The organism is Acinetobacter sp. GW821-FHT09D10, assembly GCF_059416285.1.
On the sequence record NZ_JBWKOW010000001.1, the window covers coordinates 565,605 to 583,872 of the forward strand.

17 protein-coding genes are annotated in these 18,268 nt (G+C 37.8%); 12 read left to right on the forward strand and 5 right to left on the reverse strand.

Annotation, left to right across the window (positions count from 1 at the left end; all coding sequences use genetic code 11):
• The first annotated feature begins 8 nt into the window (after positions 1–8).
• The 4 genes from AC07M3_RS02620 (at position 9) to putP (ending at position 4,153) form a co-directional block, all read left to right on the forward strand.
• Positions 9–1,034 carry an AraC family transcriptional regulator gene (locus tag AC07M3_RS02620; RefSeq protein ID WP_017390547.1) on the forward strand — a complete coding sequence of 342 codons (1,026 nt, stop codon included), beginning with the start codon at positions 9–11 and terminating at the stop codon, positions 1,032–1,034.
• A gap of 37 nt (positions 1,035–1,071) precedes the next feature.
• Positions 1,072–1,446: a glycine cleavage system protein GcvH gene (gcvH, locus tag AC07M3_RS02625; RefSeq protein WP_092705581.1), complete on the forward strand. Its 375-nt coding sequence runs from the start codon at positions 1,072–1,074 to the stop codon at positions 1,444–1,446.
• Between the two features lie 99 nt (positions 1,447–1,545).
• Positions 1,546–2,253: an SIR2 family NAD-dependent protein deacylase gene (locus AC07M3_RS02630; RefSeq protein ID WP_494566427.1), complete on the forward strand. Its 708-nt coding sequence runs from the start codon at positions 1,546–1,548 to the stop codon at positions 2,251–2,253.
• A 409-nt stretch (positions 2,254–2,662) separates the two neighbouring features.
• Positions 2,663–4,153, forward strand: coding sequence for a sodium/proline symporter PutP (putP, locus tag AC07M3_RS02635; protein WP_092705579.1), 1,491 nt, complete (start codon positions 2,663–2,665; stop codon positions 4,151–4,153).
• A gap of 33 nt (positions 4,154–4,186) precedes the next feature.
• Here putP and AC07M3_RS02640 read toward each other — a convergent pair whose 3' ends face one another.
• Positions 4,187–4,675 carry an Lrp/AsnC ligand binding domain-containing protein gene (locus AC07M3_RS02640; RefSeq protein ID WP_494566428.1) on the reverse strand — a complete coding sequence of 163 codons (489 nt, stop codon included), beginning with the start codon at positions 4,673–4,675 and terminating at the stop codon, positions 4,187–4,189.
• A gap of 125 nt (positions 4,676–4,800) precedes the next feature.
• On the opposite strand from AC07M3_RS02640, the gene putA reads away from it, so the two are divergent.
• The 4 genes from putA (at position 4,801) to AC07M3_RS02660 (ending at position 10,804) form a co-directional block, all read left to right on the forward strand.
• Positions 4,801–8,553 (forward strand): trifunctional transcriptional regulator/proline dehydrogenase/L-glutamate gamma-semialdehyde dehydrogenase, encoded by a 3,753-nt coding sequence (gene putA, locus AC07M3_RS02645; protein WP_494566429.1) that lies wholly within the window; start codon positions 4,801–4,803, stop codon positions 8,551–8,553.
• Between the two features lie 107 nt (positions 8,554–8,660).
• Positions 8,661–9,140 carry a GrpB family protein gene (locus tag AC07M3_RS02650; RefSeq protein ID WP_494566430.1) on the forward strand — a complete coding sequence of 160 codons (480 nt, stop codon included), beginning with the start codon at positions 8,661–8,663 and terminating at the stop codon, positions 9,138–9,140.
• A 98-nt stretch (positions 9,141–9,238) separates the two neighbouring features.
• Positions 9,239–10,324 carry a tRNA (uridine(54)-C5)-methyltransferase TrmA gene (gene trmA / locus AC07M3_RS02655; protein WP_307010079.1) on the forward strand — a complete coding sequence of 362 codons (1,086 nt, stop codon included), beginning with the start codon at positions 9,239–9,241 and terminating at the stop codon, positions 10,322–10,324.
• A gap of 249 nt (positions 10,325–10,573) precedes the next feature.
• Positions 10,574–10,804 carry a hypothetical protein gene (locus AC07M3_RS02660; RefSeq protein WP_003651412.1) on the forward strand — a complete coding sequence of 77 codons (231 nt, stop codon included), beginning with the start codon at positions 10,574–10,576 and terminating at the stop codon, positions 10,802–10,804.
• 35 nt (positions 10,805–10,839) lie between these two features.
• On the opposite strand, the gene AC07M3_RS02665 is transcribed toward AC07M3_RS02660, so the two are convergent.
• Positions 10,840–11,586, reverse strand: a complete 747-nt coding sequence (locus tag AC07M3_RS02665) for a phosphodiester glycosidase family protein (RefSeq protein WP_494566431.1) — start codon at positions 11,584–11,586, stop codon at positions 10,840–10,842.
• A gap of 193 nt (positions 11,587–11,779) precedes the next feature.
• Here AC07M3_RS02665 and AC07M3_RS02670 point away from each other — a divergent pair, with 193 nt between their 5' ends.
• Positions 11,780–12,370, forward strand: a complete 591-nt coding sequence (locus tag AC07M3_RS02670; protein WP_494566432.1) for a lecithin retinol acyltransferase family protein — start codon at positions 11,780–11,782, stop codon at positions 12,368–12,370.
• 43 nt (positions 12,371–12,413) lie between these two features.
• On the opposite strand, the gene AC07M3_RS02675 is transcribed toward AC07M3_RS02670, so the two are convergent.
• A complete protein-coding gene (locus AC07M3_RS02675; protein ID WP_133746190.1) occupies positions 12,414–12,995 on the reverse strand; it encodes a YceI family protein in 582 nt (193 codons plus the stop codon).
• Positions 12,996–13,213: 218 nt separating this feature from the next.
• On the opposite strand from AC07M3_RS02675, the gene AC07M3_RS02680 reads away from it, so the two are divergent.
• Positions 13,214–13,621, forward strand: coding sequence for an OsmC family protein (locus AC07M3_RS02680; RefSeq protein ID WP_133746191.1), 408 nt, complete (start codon positions 13,214–13,216; stop codon positions 13,619–13,621).
• Positions 13,622–13,679: 58 nt separating this feature from the next.
• On the opposite strand, the gene tkt is transcribed toward AC07M3_RS02680, so the two are convergent.
• Positions 13,680–15,668 (reverse strand): transketolase, encoded by a 1,989-nt coding sequence (gene tkt, locus AC07M3_RS02685; RefSeq protein WP_494566433.1) that lies wholly within the window; start codon positions 15,666–15,668, stop codon positions 13,680–13,682.
• 538 nt (positions 15,669–16,206) lie between these two features.
• On the opposite strand from tkt, the gene metK reads away from it, so the two are divergent.
• On the forward strand, positions 16,207–17,373 hold the full coding sequence (metK, locus tag AC07M3_RS02690; RefSeq protein WP_092705570.1) for a methionine adenosyltransferase: 1,167 nt from the start codon (positions 16,207–16,209) through the stop codon (positions 17,371–17,373).
• A gap of 127 nt (positions 17,374–17,500) precedes the next feature.
• On the opposite strand, the gene AC07M3_RS02695 is transcribed toward metK, so the two are convergent.
• Positions 17,501–17,749 (reverse strand): hypothetical protein, encoded by a 249-nt coding sequence (locus tag AC07M3_RS02695; protein ID WP_199990636.1) that lies wholly within the window; start codon positions 17,747–17,749, stop codon positions 17,501–17,503.
• Positions 17,750–18,007: 258 nt separating this feature from the next.
• Between AC07M3_RS02695 and AC07M3_RS02700 the strand changes: the two genes are divergently transcribed.
• Entirely contained in the window at positions 18,008–18,202 is a 195-nt protein-coding gene (locus AC07M3_RS02700; protein ID WP_494566434.1) for a hypothetical protein, read from the forward strand.
• The last annotated feature ends 66 nt before the right edge of the window (positions 18,203–18,268 follow it).

Sequence of the window (18,268 nt, forward strand, 5' to 3'; positions counted from 1 at the left end):
GAACGCATATGAAAATTACCTCAGCTCGTCAAGATCAGGGTATTCCGGGTGTCTATGGCTTATTGCTATTAGATGTCGTTTCACGTTGGGGATACAACGATGAAACATTATTTGCCCCATTTCATCTTACAAGCGAGCAACTGGCTGACCCTGACTATCGTATTTCTACACCAGTAGCAAATGAACTGGTGAAACACGCTCTTAAACTAACTGGTGAAACTACTTTGGGTTACCATCTTGGTACTCAAATGCGTATTTCAATTCATGGTTTCATTGGCTATGCAATTATGACAGCCAAAGATATTACAGAAGCAATTGCCCTTGCGGCACGCTTTATTCAGCTACGCTTGCCCTTTTTACAATTATATTTCTCAACTTTTGGTCCCAAAGCCACCTTACAATTACAATGTGATATTGAACTAGAACCTTTACGCACAGAAATCGTTTTAGGTTTAACTATTGGTATTATGAGCATGGCGAAAGCTATGACTGGCATTGAAGATTTAGCTGGAGATGTAGACTTAGATTTCCCAGAGCCAGAAGGTTTTGAAAAATATAGAAATAAACTAAGCAGTACAATTCGCTTTAATCAGCCTCATTTAATTTCCAGTTTTGATAAAAAGTATTTAGGACTTAAATTAGTCAACGCCGACCCTATTGCAAGTCAAGTTGCCATTAACCAATGTGAAGCTGAACTTTCCGCTTTGGGTGAACGCCGCCGTTTAGCAATGCGAGTTCGTGATATTTTAAGTAATTCTGAACAACATTACTTAAGCATAGAAAATGTAGCAGAATGCCTACATATGTCGGACCGCACGCTTAAACGTCAATTGGCAGCAGAAGGAACTTCCTTTTCTACATTAGTTGATGAAGTCCGTTATCGGCATGCAACATCTCTGCTTTCGCGTACAGATTATAGTCTTGAACAGATTGCCGATGAACTTGGCTATTCAGACGTTGCAAATTTTAGCCGTGCTTTTAAACGCTGGAGTGGCCGCAGCCCAAGCAACTGGCGTAAAGACCCATACTTATAATGTTTAAAACTATTGGACACAAGCTTAAGGAGTTACCATGAATCACCCTTCGGAACTGAAGTATGCACGTACACATGAGTGGGTAAAAATTGAAGGTGATCTTGTTATTACAGGGATTACTGACCACGCACAAGATGAGCTTGGCGATTTGGTGTACGTCGAAACTCCTAAAGTTGGTAGTCAAGTTACAGCTGGCGAACAAGCTGGAGTTGTTGAATCAGTGAAAACTGCTTCGGACATCCATGCTCCTGTTTCAGGCACTGTAGTAGAAGTAAATACTGACCTTGAAGATGATCCTGATTTTGTAAATGACGACCCATACGGCAAAGGCTGGATTTATAAAATCAAACCAGACAATATTGCAGATGTTGAAAAACTTTTAACAAATGCAGAATATGAAGCTGGCTTATAAGATAGGCATAGTTTTCAAGATTTAATAAAAACCAGTTTAGATTTAGACTGGTTTTTTTCTTTGTTTATGCAGTTAATTTAAAATCAGTTATCTGATTCGGTGACCTATATGACAAAACTCGTTGTATTCTCTGGCGCGGGTATGAGTGCCGAAAGTGGAATTAGCACTTTTCGTGACAGTAATGGTCTATGGGAAAATTATGACATTCAGCAAGTTGCCACACCTGAAGCATGGCAAAAGAACCCTGCTTTAGTTCAACGCTTTTATAATGAAAGACGCAAAAATATTTTAGAATCTCAACCTAATCCAGCTCATCAATATATTTCCAAACTACAAGATTATTTTGAAGTACAAGTTATTACTCAAAACATTGATGATTTGCATGAACGCGCAGGAAGTTCCAACGTTTTGCATTTGCATGGAAACATTCGGTTAGCAAAAAGTTCGGGCCCAAATGCACAATTCACAACTCAGTTTTATGAGATTAAGGGTTGGAAATTAGATTTAGAACACGACCTTTGCCCAGATGGATATTCCCTTCGCCCACATGTAGTCTGGTTTGGTGAAGCTGTACCAGCTTATGAAGAAGCAATTAGATTAGTGCAAAGTGCAGATATTTTTATTGTAATCGGGTCAACATTAAGCGTATATCCTGTTGCAGGTTTAGTGCATGAAATTGCAGCGCAATGTAAAGCTTACTATATAGATCCCAAAGCAGATCATGTGCGTGTTCCCCAACAATACGAATTGTTAAAGATGTCAGCTACTCAAGGAATGCATGAACTTTTTAAGAATTTAACCAATTGACTCCTATTTTTAAGTACAAAATCAATTTAATTTGAATAAAAATTATTATTTTTTGGACAAAATTTTGTCAAATTTTCTAATTTTGTTCTAATTTCGCGCAATAAAATTTTTCCCTTCACTCACTTTGTAACCAAATATAGAGTTATTTTTTAAAAAAATTTATTTTTCTCAAGAAAATTCAAAAAAATAAAATATTAAAAAATTATAAGTAAATGATTAATAATATATTTTTTAGATTGTAATTTAAACTACACCAATTTACACAAAGATACAAAAATACAATATAAAAATAACAGAGCAAAAAAATTCTTTTGTGGTTGAATCTCAACCTCTTGAATGCCGTACAAGAAAACAGCGACCTGGATTAGGTTACAATCACGGATTATGGATATAAGGACACACATCCATCATGAGTTATTTTGATCCCACCCTCATCATGTTTATGGTGTACATCGTAGCAATGGTACTTATTGGCTTATTTGCCTACCGTGCTACAAGCGACTTCTCAGATTATATTCTTGGTGGTCGTAGTTTAGGCAGTTTCGTTACTGCGTTATCCGCAGGCGCATCAGACATGAGTGGCTGGCTACTCATGGGCTTACCAGGAGCGATTTATCTTTCTGGTCTATCTGAAGCGTGGATTGCAATTGGTCTTATTATCGGTGCTTGGCTTAACTGGCTACTGGTTGCTGGTCGATTACGCGTTCATACTGAAATTCAAAACAATGCATTAACTTTGCCAGATTATTTTACAAGCCGTTTTGATGACCAGAAAAAAGTACTTCGTATTTTCTCTGCCGTTATCATCTTGGTTTTCTTCGCTATTTACTGTGCTTCAGGCATGGTGGCGGGCGCCCGTTTATTTGAAAATTTATTCGGTATGTCATACAACACTGCAATTTGGCTTAGTGCTATTGCGACAATCAGTTATGTTTGTATCGGTGGATTCTTAGCAATTAGCTGGACTGATACATTCCAAGCTGGATTGATGATTTTTGCCCTGATATTAACGCCAATCGTGACTTACCTTGCGATCGGGGACACAACTCATTTTGTTACTCTCATTGAAACTGCACGTCCGCATGCATTTAATCTCATCTCAGATTTTGGTGTGGTAGCAGTTTTATCCTCCATGGCATGGGGTCTTGGTTACTTTGGTCAACCACACATCCTTGTACGTTTCATGGCGGCTGATTCAGTAAAATCTATTCCTGCTGCACGCCGTATCGGTATGACATGGATGATTTTATGCTTAATGGGTGCTGTAGGTGCTGGTTTCTTTGGTATTGCTTATTTTGAGCAACACCCTGAATTAGCGGCAGTTGTGAGCAAAAACCCTGAAACTGTATTTATGGAATTGACTAAAATTTTATTCAATCCATGGATTGTGGGTATCATTTTGGCTGCAATTTTAGCTGCTGTTATGAGCACGTTAAGCTGTCAACTTTTAGTATGTTCAAGTGCTTTAACTGAAGATTTATACAAAGGTTTCCTTCGTAAAAATGCATCTCAAAAAGAACTTGTATGGGTTGGCCGTGTCATGGTTCTTGTTATTGCTGTTCTTGCCATTGCTCTTGCAGGTAACCCAGATAGTAAGGTTCTTGGTCTTGTTGCTTATGCATGGGCTGGCTTCGGTGCAGCGTTTGGTCCGCTTATCATCTTGTCATTGTTCTGGAAACGTATGAATTTACAAGGTGCTTTAGCGGGTATGATCGTTGGTGCAGTTGTGGTTATTGGCTGGAAAAATCTTTTCGCAGACACTGGTGTTTACGAAATTATTCCTGGCTTTATCCTTGCATTTATTAGCATCGTTGTTGTGAGTCTTTTAACTAAAGCGCCAAATACGACAGTAACTGGACGCTTTGAACAAGCAGATAAACTCTACAAAGAAAGCGTATAATCCATCTAAATAAACTAAGGGGCTTCGGCCCCTTTATTTATTTTTACTTTTGATTTTAATTTTTGAAGTATCCTTCACGACTTGCATCACTGGGTAACTACGGGTTTCTTTTACCCCAGGTAACTGCCATAACACTTGCCCTGCAATACGTCTAAACTCTTCCATACTGGCACTTCGTAATTTAATTAAAAAATCGAAGCCCCCACTGACCATATGGCACTCAACAATTTCTGGATAGTGAACTACGGCATCAATAAACTCATCTAAAACATTAGGTGTCGTTTTATCCAGTAATACTTCAACGAACACCAAAAAATTAGCATTTAACTTAACAGGGTTTAACTTAGCCTCATATCCCAAGATGAATTCATCTTTCGTCAGCTTTTGAACTCGTGCCATCACAGCAGTTGGAGATAAATTCACAAGTTCGGCTAATTTACTGTTCGAAATACGCCCATCTGTTTGAAGAATATCCAAAATTTTTAAATCAGTGCGATCAAGGCTTAATAATGGGCCATTCATCTGAATTTTCCTCTAAAAAATGGGATAAATATAGTGAGTTATTCGGTGTTTCTTCTGTAATGATAAATTATCTAAACCTCTCTACTCAAGATAAATAGTATGAGAGCTAGTTGGCGGAAACAGATATGAATACAATGGATACTTTTCATCAAATGGATAAATCTCACCAAGGCTATATCACCGAATTCAACGATAAAAGTGAGTTTGAACAACGCATTAACACAGCTTGGCGTCGTGCTGAACCAGAAGCTGTAGAAGAGCTATTACAAGCTGCCGCGGTATCTGATGATTTAGATCATAAAATTTATGACCTTGCCTTTAATCTTGCCCATAACTTACGTGAACGTAAAACTTCTTCGGGTAAAGCAGGTATTGTTCAAGGGTTACTACAAGAATTCTCCCTTTCTTCACAAGAAGGCGTGGCGCTCATGTGTCTTGCTGAAGCTTTGCTTCGTATTCCAGACTCAGCAACACGTGATTTACTTATTCGAGATAAAATCAATCAAGGTAACTGGAAAGAACACGTTGGCCAAAGCAGCTTAATGTTTGTAAATGCTGCCGCATGGGGCCTCATGTTAACTGGTAAGCTCATGGAAACTCCAAAGCAAACCAGTCTTTCAAGTGTACTTACTGGGCTTTTAGCACGTAGTGGACGTGGCATTATTCGTAAAGCAGTCGATGTTGCAATGCGTATGATGGGTGAACAGTTTGTTACTGGTGAAACCATTGAAGAAGCTGTTGATCATGCAAAAGTGCTTGAAGACAAAGGTTTCCGCTATTCTTACGACATGTTGGGTGAAGCTGCTCTAACCGAGCATGACGCTGAACGTTACTTCAATGATTATACACAAGCTATCCATGCAATTGGTAAAGCGTCTAACGGTAAAGGCGTTTATGATGGCCCAGGTATCTCAATTAAGCTTTCTGCTTTACACCCTCGCTATCAACGCTCGCAAATTGAACGTGTTCATCAAGAACTATACGGCAAAGTATTTGACCTCGCTCTTTTAGCTAAGAAGTATAATATTGGTTTAAATATCGATGCAGAAGAATCAGAACGTTTAGAAATTTCTCTTGAATTACTTGAACGTCTTTGCTTCGAACCAGAACTTGCAAATTGGAAAGGCATTGGCTTCGTTATTCAAGCGTACCAAAAACGCTGTTTCTTCGTGGTTGATTATATTATCGATCTTGCTAAGCGCAGCCAAAAGCGCCTCATGATCCGTCTTGTGAAAGGTGCGTATTGGGATAGCGAAATCAAGAAAGCACAAATCGAAGGTATGGATGACTATCCTGTCTTCACTCGTAAAGTGCATACAGATTTATCTTATATCGCTTGTGCTAAAAAATTACTTGCAGCACCAGAGTTCATCTATCCGCAGTTTGCAACTCATAATGCTCAAACGTTAGCAACGATCTATCACTTAGCTGATCCAAGCAAATATTATGCTGGTCAGTACGAGTTCCAATGTTTGCATGGTATGGGTGAGCCACTTTATGAACAAGTTGTTGGCCCACGTGAGCAAAATAAATTAGGCGTACCATGCCGTATTTATGCTCCTGTTGGTAACCATGAAACTTTGTTGGCTTACTTAGTTCGCCGTTTACTTGAAAATGGTGCAAATACTTCATTTGTTAACCGTATTGCCGATAAAACACTTAAAGTTGAAGATCTGATTCAGTCTCCAATTTACGATATTCGCAATGCAGCTAAACTTGAAGGTTCAGTTGGCTTAAAGCACCCGTCTATTCCATTACCTTTAGACATGTATGGCTCGCTCCGTAAAAACTCTAAAGGATATGATTTAGCAAATGATGCTCCACTTGAAGCTTTAGACAGCACAGCTCAACAACTGCGTAGTCGTATTTGGCAAAGCCATCCATTATTGGCAGATAACGGTTCTCTAGAGCAAGGTCATTCTGTTGCAATTACAAACCCAGCACAAAATGATGAAATTGTTGGGCATGTACAAGAAGCTGATCTTAAGCATGTAGAAGTTGCACTTAATGCAGCTGAACAAACTCAGTCTGAATGGGCTAATACTCCTAAAGATCAACGTGCTCAATACTTAAAACGTGCAGCTGACCTAATGGAAAGCCGTATTGAAGAGTTAATGGTATTGCTTTGCCGTGAAAGTGGTAAAACCTATGCCAATGCGATTGCTGAAGTTCGTGAAGCTGTAGATTTCTTACGTTACTATGCAACTCAAGTTGAGAACCTTCCAGCTAATACAACTATTCAGCCTTTAGGTACTGTACTTTGCATTAGCCCATGGAACTTCCCTCTTGCGATTTTCTCAGGCCAAATCGCGGCTGCATTAGTCAGTGGTAACTGTGTTATTGCTAAACCTGCCGAACAGACTCCATTAATTGCAGCTCAAGCAGTGCAAATTTTATGGGAAGCTGGTATTCCTCATGGCGCTGTGCAGTTATTGCCAGGTCGTGGTGAAACAGTTGGAGCTCAACTCAGCCAAGATAGCCGTATCGATGGCATCATGTTTACTGGTTCAACTGAAGTTGCAAAAATTTTACAGAAAACCGTTGCGAAACGTTTATCGGAAAATGGCCAGTCAATTCCCCTCATTGCAGAAACTGGTGGTCAAAATGCAATGATTGTGGACTCATCTGCATTAACTGAACAAGTCGTACTTGATGTTGTAAGTTCAGCTTTTGATAGCGCTGGTCAACGTTGCTCTGCTTTACGTATTTTATGTGTGCAAGAAGACAGTGCTGCAACCGTTATTAAAATGCTTAAAGGTGCAATGCAACAGTTGAGCGTAGGTAACCCTGCCATTTTAAAAACTGACATTGGTCCTGTTATTGATGTTGAAGCAAAACAGACGATTGATCAGCACATCCAAAAAATGAAGTCTAAAGGCTATCCAGTACATCAGCTAATGTTTGGCGCAACGAGACAGAATGAATTAGATAAAGGAACTTTTGTTGTACCAACAGCAATTGAGTTACCTAACCTTGATGATTTACAACGTGAAGTCTTCGGTCCAGTTTTACACATCATTACCTATAAGTATGGCGAGCTTGAGCAACTCATCACGCGAATTAATGCCAAAGGTTATGGTTTAACAATGGGTTTACACACCCGTATTGATCAAACGATCCAAACAGTGATTCAACATGCTGAAGTTGGTAACCTTTATATCAACCGAAATATTGTTGGTGCGGTTGTTGGTGTTCAACCATTTGGTGGTGAAGGTTTATCTGGTACAGGTCCAAAAGCTGGTGGTCCGCTTTACATGTACCGCTTAATGCAACATTGTTCAAATAAAGTATTGGCAACACCATTTGCCATGAAAAATGAACAAACTGCTTTTGAAGGCTTTAACCGAGAGGTTTATCAGAGCTTACAAAATTGGGCGAAACAGCATTTACCGCAAGCAAATCGTGATATTGAACCATTTGGTGTTGGTAAATTCTATGAGTTACAAGGCCCTACTGGGGAAAGTAACCAATATATTATTCTGCCACGTCATCGTGTTCTTTCAATCGCTGACACAGAACAAAATCAATTGCATCAATTGCTCGCAATTTTTGCGGTTGGCAGTCAAGCTGCGGTAATGCCAAATAGTCCATTATTGGCAAAATATAAACAAACCTTGCCGAAAGATGTGCTTGCCGCAATTACTACGGTTAAAAACATTAGTTCAGATGATTTTGATGCAGTTTTACATCATGGTAACCGCGAAGAAATCTTCTCATTACAGCAAGAAGTTGCTACTCGTTCTGGTGCAATTGTGGGTATTACCCATGTTGAGCCAAATGAGACTATTCCACTTGAACGTTTAGTAATTGAACGTGCAATTAGTGTGAATACAGCTGCGGCTGGCGGTAATGCAAGCTTAATGACAATGGCTGATTAATACGTAAGTTTCTAAAAAAAAGCCCAAATCTTAGTATTTGGGCTTTTTTATATAATGAAGTAATCTTTTCTTAAATATATAAATTTTATCAATTCGAGATTCTAATAATGATCTTTTTAGAACCAGAACAATATCAACAAAAATGCGCTCAGCTTTTTAATTTATATCACAAAGATATTTCCACATTACTACCATTTGCCAAAATTGAGCATATTGGTTCATCTTCAATACCGAATGCAATTTCAAAGGGTGATTTAGATATTTATATTGAAGTTAAGCCTGATCAGTTCAAATTCGCAATCGAACAATTAAAAAAGCTAAACTTTATAGAAAAACAAAACACACTGAGGACAAATGAGCTTTGTATGCTTGAGTCACTCAATAACGATGATGTTGCTTTTCAAATTGTAGTCACAGGTTCGAAATTCACATTTTTCTTAACATTTAGAAATAAGCTTATCGCCTCTCCAACACTGGTCGATGAATATAATCAATTAAAATTACAGTGTAATCATTTACACCCCGATCAATATAGAGCAATAAAATCAGATTTTATTAGCCGTGTATTAAATCACCCTAAGGTTTAGCTACGTGTCGGTATTGATATCTAGCTAAAATTGGCTCCTGTAACCCTTTTTTTTTTGATACCATTCACTATTTGATTCTGTCTAAATTTTCTTTGTCTATGACCTCTTCTTATCATCAACAACTTCAAACTAAAATTGACCGCATTACTGCCCAATTTTCTGAATTTACTCCACCTGCATTAGAAGTGTTTGAGTCACCTGAACAACATTTCCGTATGCGTGCTGAGTTTCGTATCTGGCATACAGAAAATGACATGTTCTATGCCATGTTTGAACGTAACGATGATGACAAACAAAAAACCGTTGTACGCATTGATGAATTCCCTATTGCAGACCAAAGCATTAATCATTTAATGCCAAAACTTTTGGAAGAGCTCAAAGCAGAACCTAAGCTTTCTAGCCGTTTATTTGAAGCTGATTTTCTTGCAACACTTAGCGGGGAAATGTTAGTTACATTAATCTATCACCGTAAACTTGATCAAGAATGGGAACAAGCAGCTAAAGCGCTTGCTGAGAAGTTAGACATTAAGATTATGGGCCGTAGTCGTGGTCAAAAAATTATTATTGGCGATGACTTTGTCGTAGAAGAATTTGAACTCTTAAATCGTTCATTTAAATACAAACAAATCGAAAGTAGCTTTACTCAGCCTAATGCACAAGTTTGCAAAAAAATGCTGCAATGGGCGTGTGATGCAGCTGAAGGATCGAAAAAACATTTATTAGAACTTTATTGTGGTAATGGTAACTTTACTCTACCTCTTTCTTTAAAGTTTGAACGTGTTCTAGCAACAGAACTTGCGAAATCTTCCGTTTATGCTGCTCAATGGAATATCGAGCAAAACCAGATTGATAATATTCAAGTAGCTCGTCTTTCAGCTGAAGAATTTACCCAAGCCTATCAGGGTGAGCGCGAATTCCGCCGCTTACAAGAAGCGAATATTGATATCCAAAGTTATGACTTTGATACCGTATTTGTTGATCCCCCACGCGCAGGGATCGATGATGAAACTTTAAAACTTTTACAAGGTTTTGAACGTATTATCTACATTTCATGTAACCCAGATACATTGTATGAGAACTTAAAAATATTAGGTTTAACTCATCGTATTACCAAGTTTGCATTATTCGATCAGTTCCCATATACCCATCATGTGGAATCGGGTGTATTACTTGAGAAGATTTAAACAAAATCTTTCATTGTAAATTTAAAATCAAAGGGGGTTACATACCTCCTTATTTTTTAATGATTTTTTGTTTAAGTATTTAAATTTTCAAAAAATATCAAGTCATCTATCCGTCATAATTTCGTTTAACTCACGCATTCCTATCGAAAATTCTTGAGTTCAATTGATGGATTTATCACTTATAGAGACTTGTATTTTATTTTAAATTGGCTATATTTCGAGCTATGTTAGATTGTATATGAAGGCTCTATGAGTTTTTGGCAAAAGCTGTTCTTAGCAGATCAACAGCATAACGAGCATAAAAACCAAACTGCTTGTGTTGAAAATGACTGCTCATGTAAAACAAATGAACAACTTCTAAGTGCTCTTGCACTAGCAACAGATGAAGATGTCATTAAGGGAATAAAGAAAGTTCTTATTTCCCGTGGTTATAGCCGAAAAGAGTTAAATGAACTCACTCAAAAACCATCTATCCATTAATTAAAAAGCCAGTCTTGTACTGGCTTTTTTATATTTCACTTTAATCTACACTCTGTCTGATCTACCCAACCAACAATTGGTCCCATTTCAAATTGTTGATCATTACGCTTGTCTTTTTGAACATATAAACTAGAAATAGAGCCATCAAGATATAAAGCCTGCTCTACCCTAAGATTTCTGTGAAAAAACTGAGCAAACTTGTAAAAACTCACGCTATTCTTCGATATTACAAAGTAGAGTTTATTATTTCGAATACCGACTCCATTACGAATTTTATTTGATTGAGAATCTGGTAAAAAAAGGGAATTTATCTTTCCATCAATCACTAACATCGGGCCAGATTGTGTCGCATAATCAACGTCGAAATCTCGTCGACTATATTGCTGCGTTGTTAAAATAAATGCCCGTTTTTTATTCCAACCTAGCACACCATTAGGCTGTAAAAAGAAATTGCCCAATCCTTTACTTGTATTTAATGGCTGAATCACCTTAGCTTGTTCAATGTACAGCCCTACTGGAGAAAATCCCGGATGAAACATCCCAGCATTCATTGCAAAAGAAAGTCGCTCACATTGCTTTAAATGTTCCTGCACACTATTAAAGCTTTTGTAATACTGCTGATTATTAGAATTCTGAAGAAACAAACGTAACTGTTTTAAATTGCTAATTGCAACCACATCATATTGGTCGCCTTCCGCTGTTTTAACTTGCTGGTGTTCTATCGCATAGACAGACTGAATCAAAAGCCCATATATAGTTAAGCACCACATCAAACGCTTCATTTAATACCACCATACATGACATTTTTTCTTCATATTAAATCTTTAAGTTAGGTACAATAAACACAAATAGATTGGCAATGTACCAAACTCATCCATTCGACGTAATCAATACACTCGAAAATGTCTATATTGGTTATAATGGTTAGCAGCTTTTCAATAAAAGCCATTTACACTTTATTGGATCAGCGTAAGCATGCAACAACCGAATAAGCGCTACCCTTTAGGGGCTCATCTCATCGTAAGGCATCTCGGCTATAGCCATCATGGTATATACGCAGGGAGAGGTCGAGTCATCCATTATTCAGGCTTAGCGCATTTCATCAAAAAACGTCCCATTGAAATTACCTCAATAGATGCATTCTCGCATGGCAAAAAAATACACATTCGCTCTTATGACACGCCACGCTATAAAGGAAGAGCTGTCGTGCGCCGGATGCGTTCACGTATGCATGAAAACCACTACCATCTGATTATTAATAACTGTGAACATTTATGTAGTTGGGCAATTACCGGAATCGAAAGTAGCACTCAAGTTGAACGTATGATGCATCGATTAACGACCATTGGTTATTTAAGTTCAATCATGAGTTATATGAATGGGATGATGCTCACTGTTGCAACGACATGTTTTGCTCTTGTTCTTTATATTAAAAAGAAATTACGTGATCAGGCCAAAATGAAGGTCCCTACTTATCAATTTCTTAGAGAAAAATCTGAAAAAAGGAATATTGATCCTTCAGTCCCTTTAGTCTTTATAGATCCAGATAAAAAAGAACCAATTTAATAAAAAAGCCCTCAAATATGAGGGCTTTTAGAAAACTTAAAACTTATTTTTTAGCGGCAGTTGCTTCAGTCGTAATGTTTACAGTGATCTTATCACCAACGTTCGGAACGTAATTACCTAAACCAAAGTCAGAACGCTTGAATGAAGTTGTAGCATTAAAACCAATCGCTGGAACTTTTGCCATTGGGTGTTCGCCTTGCTTGTTTAAAACAGCATCAAGTACAACAGGCTTAGTTACACCTTTAACAGTTAAGTCACCAGTAATTTTAAAGTGCTTTTTGTCTTTAGTTTCAACTTTAGTACTTTTAAACGTAATGTTTGGATATTTAGCAGCATTAAACCAAGCTTCTTCTTGGAACTCTTTATCCAAAGCAGGAACGTTTGTATTTACACTGCTTAAAGGAATAGTCACATTTACAGATGAGTTTGCTGGTTTAGCATTATCAACTTTAATTACACCTTGGATATCTGAGAAGTTAGCGCTTGGAGTAGAGAAACCAAAGTGATTCCACGAGAAAACAGTAGCTGTATGTGTAGGATCAATTTTGTAGTCCACTGGCGCAGCTAAAGTAACTGAACTAGCCAATGCTACTGCCAAACCAAAGCTTAGTGTTTTAAGATGCATTTTTCGTATCCTTTATTGATATAGTCGTTAGTGTATACATCAAGTAATTTAATTCACTATTCTTTATAAAACGATATGTTTCATCCATGCAACAATAAAAGCGTTACAGTTATTATTTAAAAACAATATTATAAGATATCGGTGTTGTCATACCGTTTCCGAACTCTCAAATTAATTCGTTTTTATTTCGACTTTATTAATCAATAACAAGGTAAAACATGGCTAATACTGCTCAAGCACAAAGTACTTCCACTCCATATCGAGTAACTCTGACCGATCCTTCGGGTCACCAATGGTTTGCTGATGAACCTACAGACAAAGGTGGTCTAGATACTGCTCCAAACCCAGTTCAAATCTTACTATCTGCTTTAGGCGCTTGTACCACCATCACACTAGAGATGTATGCGAATCTTAAAGGTATTAAGCTTGATCATGTTCAAGTTGATTTAACATTAAACCCAAATGGTGAACCAGAGAAAGGCCAAAATAATATTGAACGCAAAATCACGCTCAAAGGTGAATTCAGTGAGGACCAACACAAGCGCTTATTAAAAGTTGCCGAAAACTGCCCCATTCATAAGTTACTCACTTCTCAAATTAATATTCAAACCGAACTTAGCATTTAACCTTTCAGATATGAAAAAAGCGCTCCCTATGAAGCGCTTTTTTACACTACTTTAATATTTAAGCAGTTAATTCTTTTACTGCTGCAACAACAGCTTCAGTTGTAATACCAAAGAATTGGAACAAATCTTTTGCTGGTGCAGATTCACCATAAGTTGTCATACCAATTACTTTGCCATCAAGACCAACAAACTTCCACCAGTAGTCAACATGAGCAGCTTCAACTGCAACACGCGCACGGATATGAGCTGGTAATACAGCTTCACGATATGCAGCGTCTTGTTTCATAAATTCTTCTGCACATGGCATAGAAACTACACGCACACCGTCAAGTTGAGCATAAGCTTCCATTGCTAAAGAAATTTCAGAACCAGTTGCAATAATAATTGCTTTTAATTCGCCTTTTTCTTGAGCAAGAACATAACCACCTTTTGCAACATTTTGAATTTGTTCTTCAGAACGTGTTTGGAATGGTAAGTTTTGACGAGAGAAAATGAGTGCTGTAGGGCCATCTTTACGCTCTAAAGCAGATTTCCATACAGTAGCAGTTTCTACAGTATCAGCAGGACGCCATGTATTTAGGTTAGGTGTACCACGTAAAGAAGCAATTTGTTCGATTGGTTGGTGAGTTGGACCATCTTCACCCAAACCAATTGAGTCATGTGTATAAACATGAATTACACGTTGTTTCATCAATGCAGACATACGTACTGCATTACGCGCATATTCCATAAACATTAAGAATGTTGCAACGTAAGGAACAAAACCACCATGTAATGCAACGCCATTGGCAATTGCAGTCATACCGAACTCACGTACGCCATAATATACGTAGTTACCAGCTGGGTTCTCTTGAATACCTTGGCAACCTTTCCAAAGCGTTAAGTTAGAACCCGCTAAGTCAGCAGAGCCACCTAGCAATTCAGGCAATAAAGGACCAAATGCTTGTAATGTGTTTTGGCTCGCTTTACGTGTTGCGATTGTTTCGCCTTTCGCATTTGTTTCACGAATGAATGCATCTGCTTGTGCTGCAAATTCTGCTGGTAAATCACCACTAATACGACGAAGTAACTCAGCTGCTTCAGTTGGATATTTTGCTTGATACTGTGCAAATACCGCATCCCAAGCTGCTTCAGCCTTACTACCTTTTGCTTTGGCATCCCATGCAGCATATATGTCAGCAGGAATAACAAATGCTTCTTCAATCCAACCTAATGCTTTACGAGTTAAAGTAATCTCATCTTTACCTAATGGTGCACCATGACAGTCTTCTTTACCCTGCTTATTTGGTGAACCTAAACCAATAATGGTTTTACACATAATAATGGTTGGTTTTTGAGTTTCAGCTTTTGCTTCGATTGTTGCTTGACGAATCGCATCAGCATCATGACCGTCTACACGAAGAACTTGCCAACCATAGGCTTTAAAACGCTCTTCCGTATCATCGCTGAACCAGCCTTCTACTTCACCATCAATTGAAATGCCATTGTCATCATAATAAGCAATCAATTTACCAAGTTGTAAAGTACCTGCTAAAGAACATACTTCGTGAGAAATACCTTCCATTAAACAGCCATCACCTAAGAAACAGTAAGTGAAATGATCTACAACTTTTAAATCATCTTTATTGAACTGGGCAGCTAAAGTCTTTTCTGCCAATGCAAAACCAACAGCGTTTGCAATACCTTGACCTAAAGGACCAGTCGTTGTTTCGATACCTGGTGCATAACCATATTCAGGGTGACCAGGAGTTTTTGAATGTAATTGACGGAACTGTTTTAAATCTTCAATTGAAAGATCATAACCTGTTAAATGAAGCAAAGCGTATTGCAACATTGAGCCATGGCCGTTTGATAAAACGAAACGGTCGCGGTTTGCCCATTGTGGATTAGTTGGGTTGTGATTTAAAAACTCGCGCCAGACGACGTCAGCAATATCTGCCATCCCCATTGGAGCACCAGGATGCCCTGAGTTTGCCTGTTGCACAGCATCCATTGCCAATACACGAATTGCATTTGCAATACGACGTTCGTTTAAAGGGGTCGCCATAAGATCAGAATCCAATTTTAATAGATTGATGAAAAGAAGAAGATGAATAACAATTCAATGCCGCTATATTGTCTTAAAAAAAAGGCTGAGGGTAAACCCCAACATAGTATATTTCTTTATTTTTAACCGTTTCTTGGTTACACAAAAAACATTTGAACCTTTAAGTTATACAAAACAGTGCTCATTTTTTTAAATACTGCTCCCATATGCGAGCAGGCAGTTCTATTAGACTTTGATATATAGATAAAATATTGTGAAATCTCTATCTAGATCGATCATGTTTCTTTTCTTTAAAATCCAACTTGTAAGACATCATCTTTTTGTTAAACCATATGTCTAAAAAACGTACTAACAACAAATTATTAAAATACCAATACTTTAAATAAATACTCTTTATATCAATTTTACTAATACACTTATCAATTAAAACACAGTATAAATGAAACAAATTCATGCTTTTTGGTCAGTATGAACTGGTCCTCAAGCTCAAGTCGATGTAACATATTATGTCTTTTGAAATAACCAAGATAGGACTTTCATGCGCGAGTACGCTGTTTTTACCTCGGAATCTGTAAGCGAAGGTCATCCCGATAAAATGGCCGACCAAATTAGCGACGCTATTTTGGATGCAATCTTAAAAGAAGACCCATACGCACGTGTTGCTTGTGAAACACTGGTAAAAACAGGCGCTGTTGTACTTGCTGGTGAAGTAACAACGACTGCTAATATTGATGTTGAAGCTGTTGTTCGTAATACCGTTAACGGTATTGGATACCACCACTCTGATCTTGGCTTTGATGGATCAACATGTGCTGTAATCAATATGATTGGTAAACAATCACCAGAGATTGCACAAGGTGTAGACCGTCAAAAACCTGAAGATCAAGGTGCCGGTGACCAAGGTTTGATGTTCGGTTATGCAAGCCGTGAAACAGATGTGTTAATGCCTGCTCCGATTTCTTATGCTCATCGTTTAATGGAACGTCAGGCGGAACTTCGTCGCTCAGGCGCACTTCCATGGTTACGCCCAGATGCAAAAAGCCAAGTTACTTTTGCATATGAAAATGGCAAACCTGTACGTCTAGATGCAGTTGTTTTGTCTACTCAACATGATCCTGAAATTACTCAAAGCCAGCTTAAAGAAGCGATCATTGAGGAAATTATCAAGCCGATCATTCCTGCTGAAATGTTCCATGCCGCTACTAAGTTCCATATTAACCCAACGGGTATGTTCGTTATTGGCGGACCTGTGGGTGACTGTGGTTTAACAGGCCGTAAAATTATTGTTGATACATACGGTGGTATGGCTCGTCACGGCGGTGGTGCTTTCTCTGGTAAAGACCCATCTAAAGTTGACCGTTCTGCTGCATATGCAGGTCGTTATGTTGCAAAAAATATTGTAGCAGCTGGTCTTGCTGACAAATGTGAAATTCAAGTGAGTTACGCAATTGGTGTAGCTGAGCCTACTTCAATTTCAATTAATACCTTTGGTACAGCAAAAGTTTCTGATGAGTTGATTATTCAACTTGTACGTGATCATTTCGATTTAAGACCGTTTGGTATTACTCGTATGTTGGATCTTCTTCAACCAATGTATAAACAAACTGCGGCTTATGGCCACTTTGGTCGCGAAGGATCAGACTCTGCATTTACATGGGAAAAAACTGATAAAGTTGAAGCCCTTAAAGATGCTGCTGGTCTCTAAGAAAATGTCATAAAAAAGCCCGCCAATGAGCGGGCTTTTTTATTTATAGTTTAAATTTTATAGTATGTAGGGTTTACTCTTCTAGCAACCATCCTTGATGCCATATCATTTATAACTTTGAACAAAATTATTGTCTTGTCGTTTTATCATCCTGATTTAGCACATCAAGTATTGTTGACTGTGTAGGAGTATCTTGATGGTCCTGTACATATATATGGACAACTTTAAATACCACGACAACTGCTAAACAAGCCATCACACAAAATATCCACAAACCATACGGGCTTCGAATATGTTGCGAACCACAATGTGGACATGATTTATCAGTTGATGCCACAACTTTGTCGCAACACGCACAATGGTATTGATATAGCATAGGTAACCCTCCTTCCCTCATTTCAACCGTTGTTGTTTTAATAGGTTTGCTACATTTTTAATTTATACATCCTTTATATTTATCCTATGTGAAATGAAAAGATAATTCAATCTGAATGAACAATTGAGTCAATTAAAAAATATTATTAAAATACAAAAAGATAAGTTAAATATTATTTTTTTGGCACTATTTTTCTTATTTTGATATTTTGCCAAATTTGCTAAAATAAGCGAATAATCTCACATTTTAGGCAAATGCATGTCAGATACACAGCTCATTAATAAAGGTGGCTTTCGCGAAAGAGCCAACCGAAGTCGAGGTTATCAACAATCTGAAAATAAGCAAACCGCTCTACCTTCAAATAAATATCAACCGCATTCTAAACCACAAGAAGAAACTAAATTAGAAATAGACGATATTGATTCATCGACTTCGGATTGCCAGAATAAATAATCATTTAAAAATAAAAAAAGCTTAAACCCATGAGGTTTAAGCTTTTTTATATTCATAGCACACTTA

Coding starts and splice junctions, on each gene's coding strand:
- tkt (WP_494566433.1), bottom strand. CDS start 15,668: ATGGCGACCCCTTTAAACGAACGTCGTATTGCAAATGCAATTCGTGTA.
- AC07M3_RS02660 (WP_003651412.1), top strand. CDS start 10,574: ATGAGTTTTTGGCAAAAGCTGTTCTTAGCAGATCAACAGCATAACGAG.
- metK (WP_092705570.1), top strand. CDS start 16,207: ATGCGCGAGTACGCTGTTTTTACCTCGGAATCTGTAAGCGAAGGTCAT.
- gcvH (WP_092705581.1), top strand. CDS start 1,072: ATGAATCACCCTTCGGAACTGAAGTATGCACGTACACATGAGTGGGTA.
- AC07M3_RS02670 (WP_494566432.1), top strand. CDS start 11,780: ATGCAACAACCGAATAAGCGCTACCCTTTAGGGGCTCATCTCATCGTA.
- AC07M3_RS02665 (WP_494566431.1), bottom strand. CDS start 11,586: ATGAAGCGTTTGATGTGGTGCTTAACTATATATGGGCTTTTGATTCAG.
- trmA (WP_307010079.1), top strand. CDS start 9,239: ATGACCTCTTCTTATCATCAACAACTTCAAACTAAAATTGACCGCATT.
- AC07M3_RS02700 (WP_494566434.1), top strand. CDS start 18,008: ATGTCAGATACACAGCTCATTAATAAAGGTGGCTTTCGCGAAAGAGCC.
- AC07M3_RS02620 (WP_017390547.1), top strand. CDS start 9: ATGAAAATTACCTCAGCTCGTCAAGATCAGGGTATTCCGGGTGTCTAT.
- AC07M3_RS02640 (WP_494566428.1), bottom strand. CDS start 4,675: ATGAATGGCCCATTATTAAGCCTTGATCGCACTGATTTAAAAATTTTG.
- putP (WP_092705579.1), top strand. CDS start 2,663: ATGAGTTATTTTGATCCCACCCTCATCATGTTTATGGTGTACATCGTA.
- AC07M3_RS02675 (WP_133746190.1), bottom strand. CDS start 12,995: ATGCATCTTAAAACACTAAGCTTTGGTTTGGCAGTAGCATTGGCTAGT.
- AC07M3_RS02650 (WP_494566430.1), top strand. CDS start 8,661: ATGATCTTTTTAGAACCAGAACAATATCAACAAAAATGCGCTCAGCTT.
- AC07M3_RS02680 (WP_133746191.1), top strand. CDS start 13,214: ATGGCTAATACTGCTCAAGCACAAAGTACTTCCACTCCATATCGAGTA.
- putA (WP_494566429.1), top strand. CDS start 4,801: ATGAATACAATGGATACTTTTCATCAAATGGATAAATCTCACCAAGGC.
- AC07M3_RS02695 (WP_199990636.1), bottom strand. CDS start 17,749: ATGCTATATCAATACCATTGTGCGTGTTGCGACAAAGTTGTGGCATCA.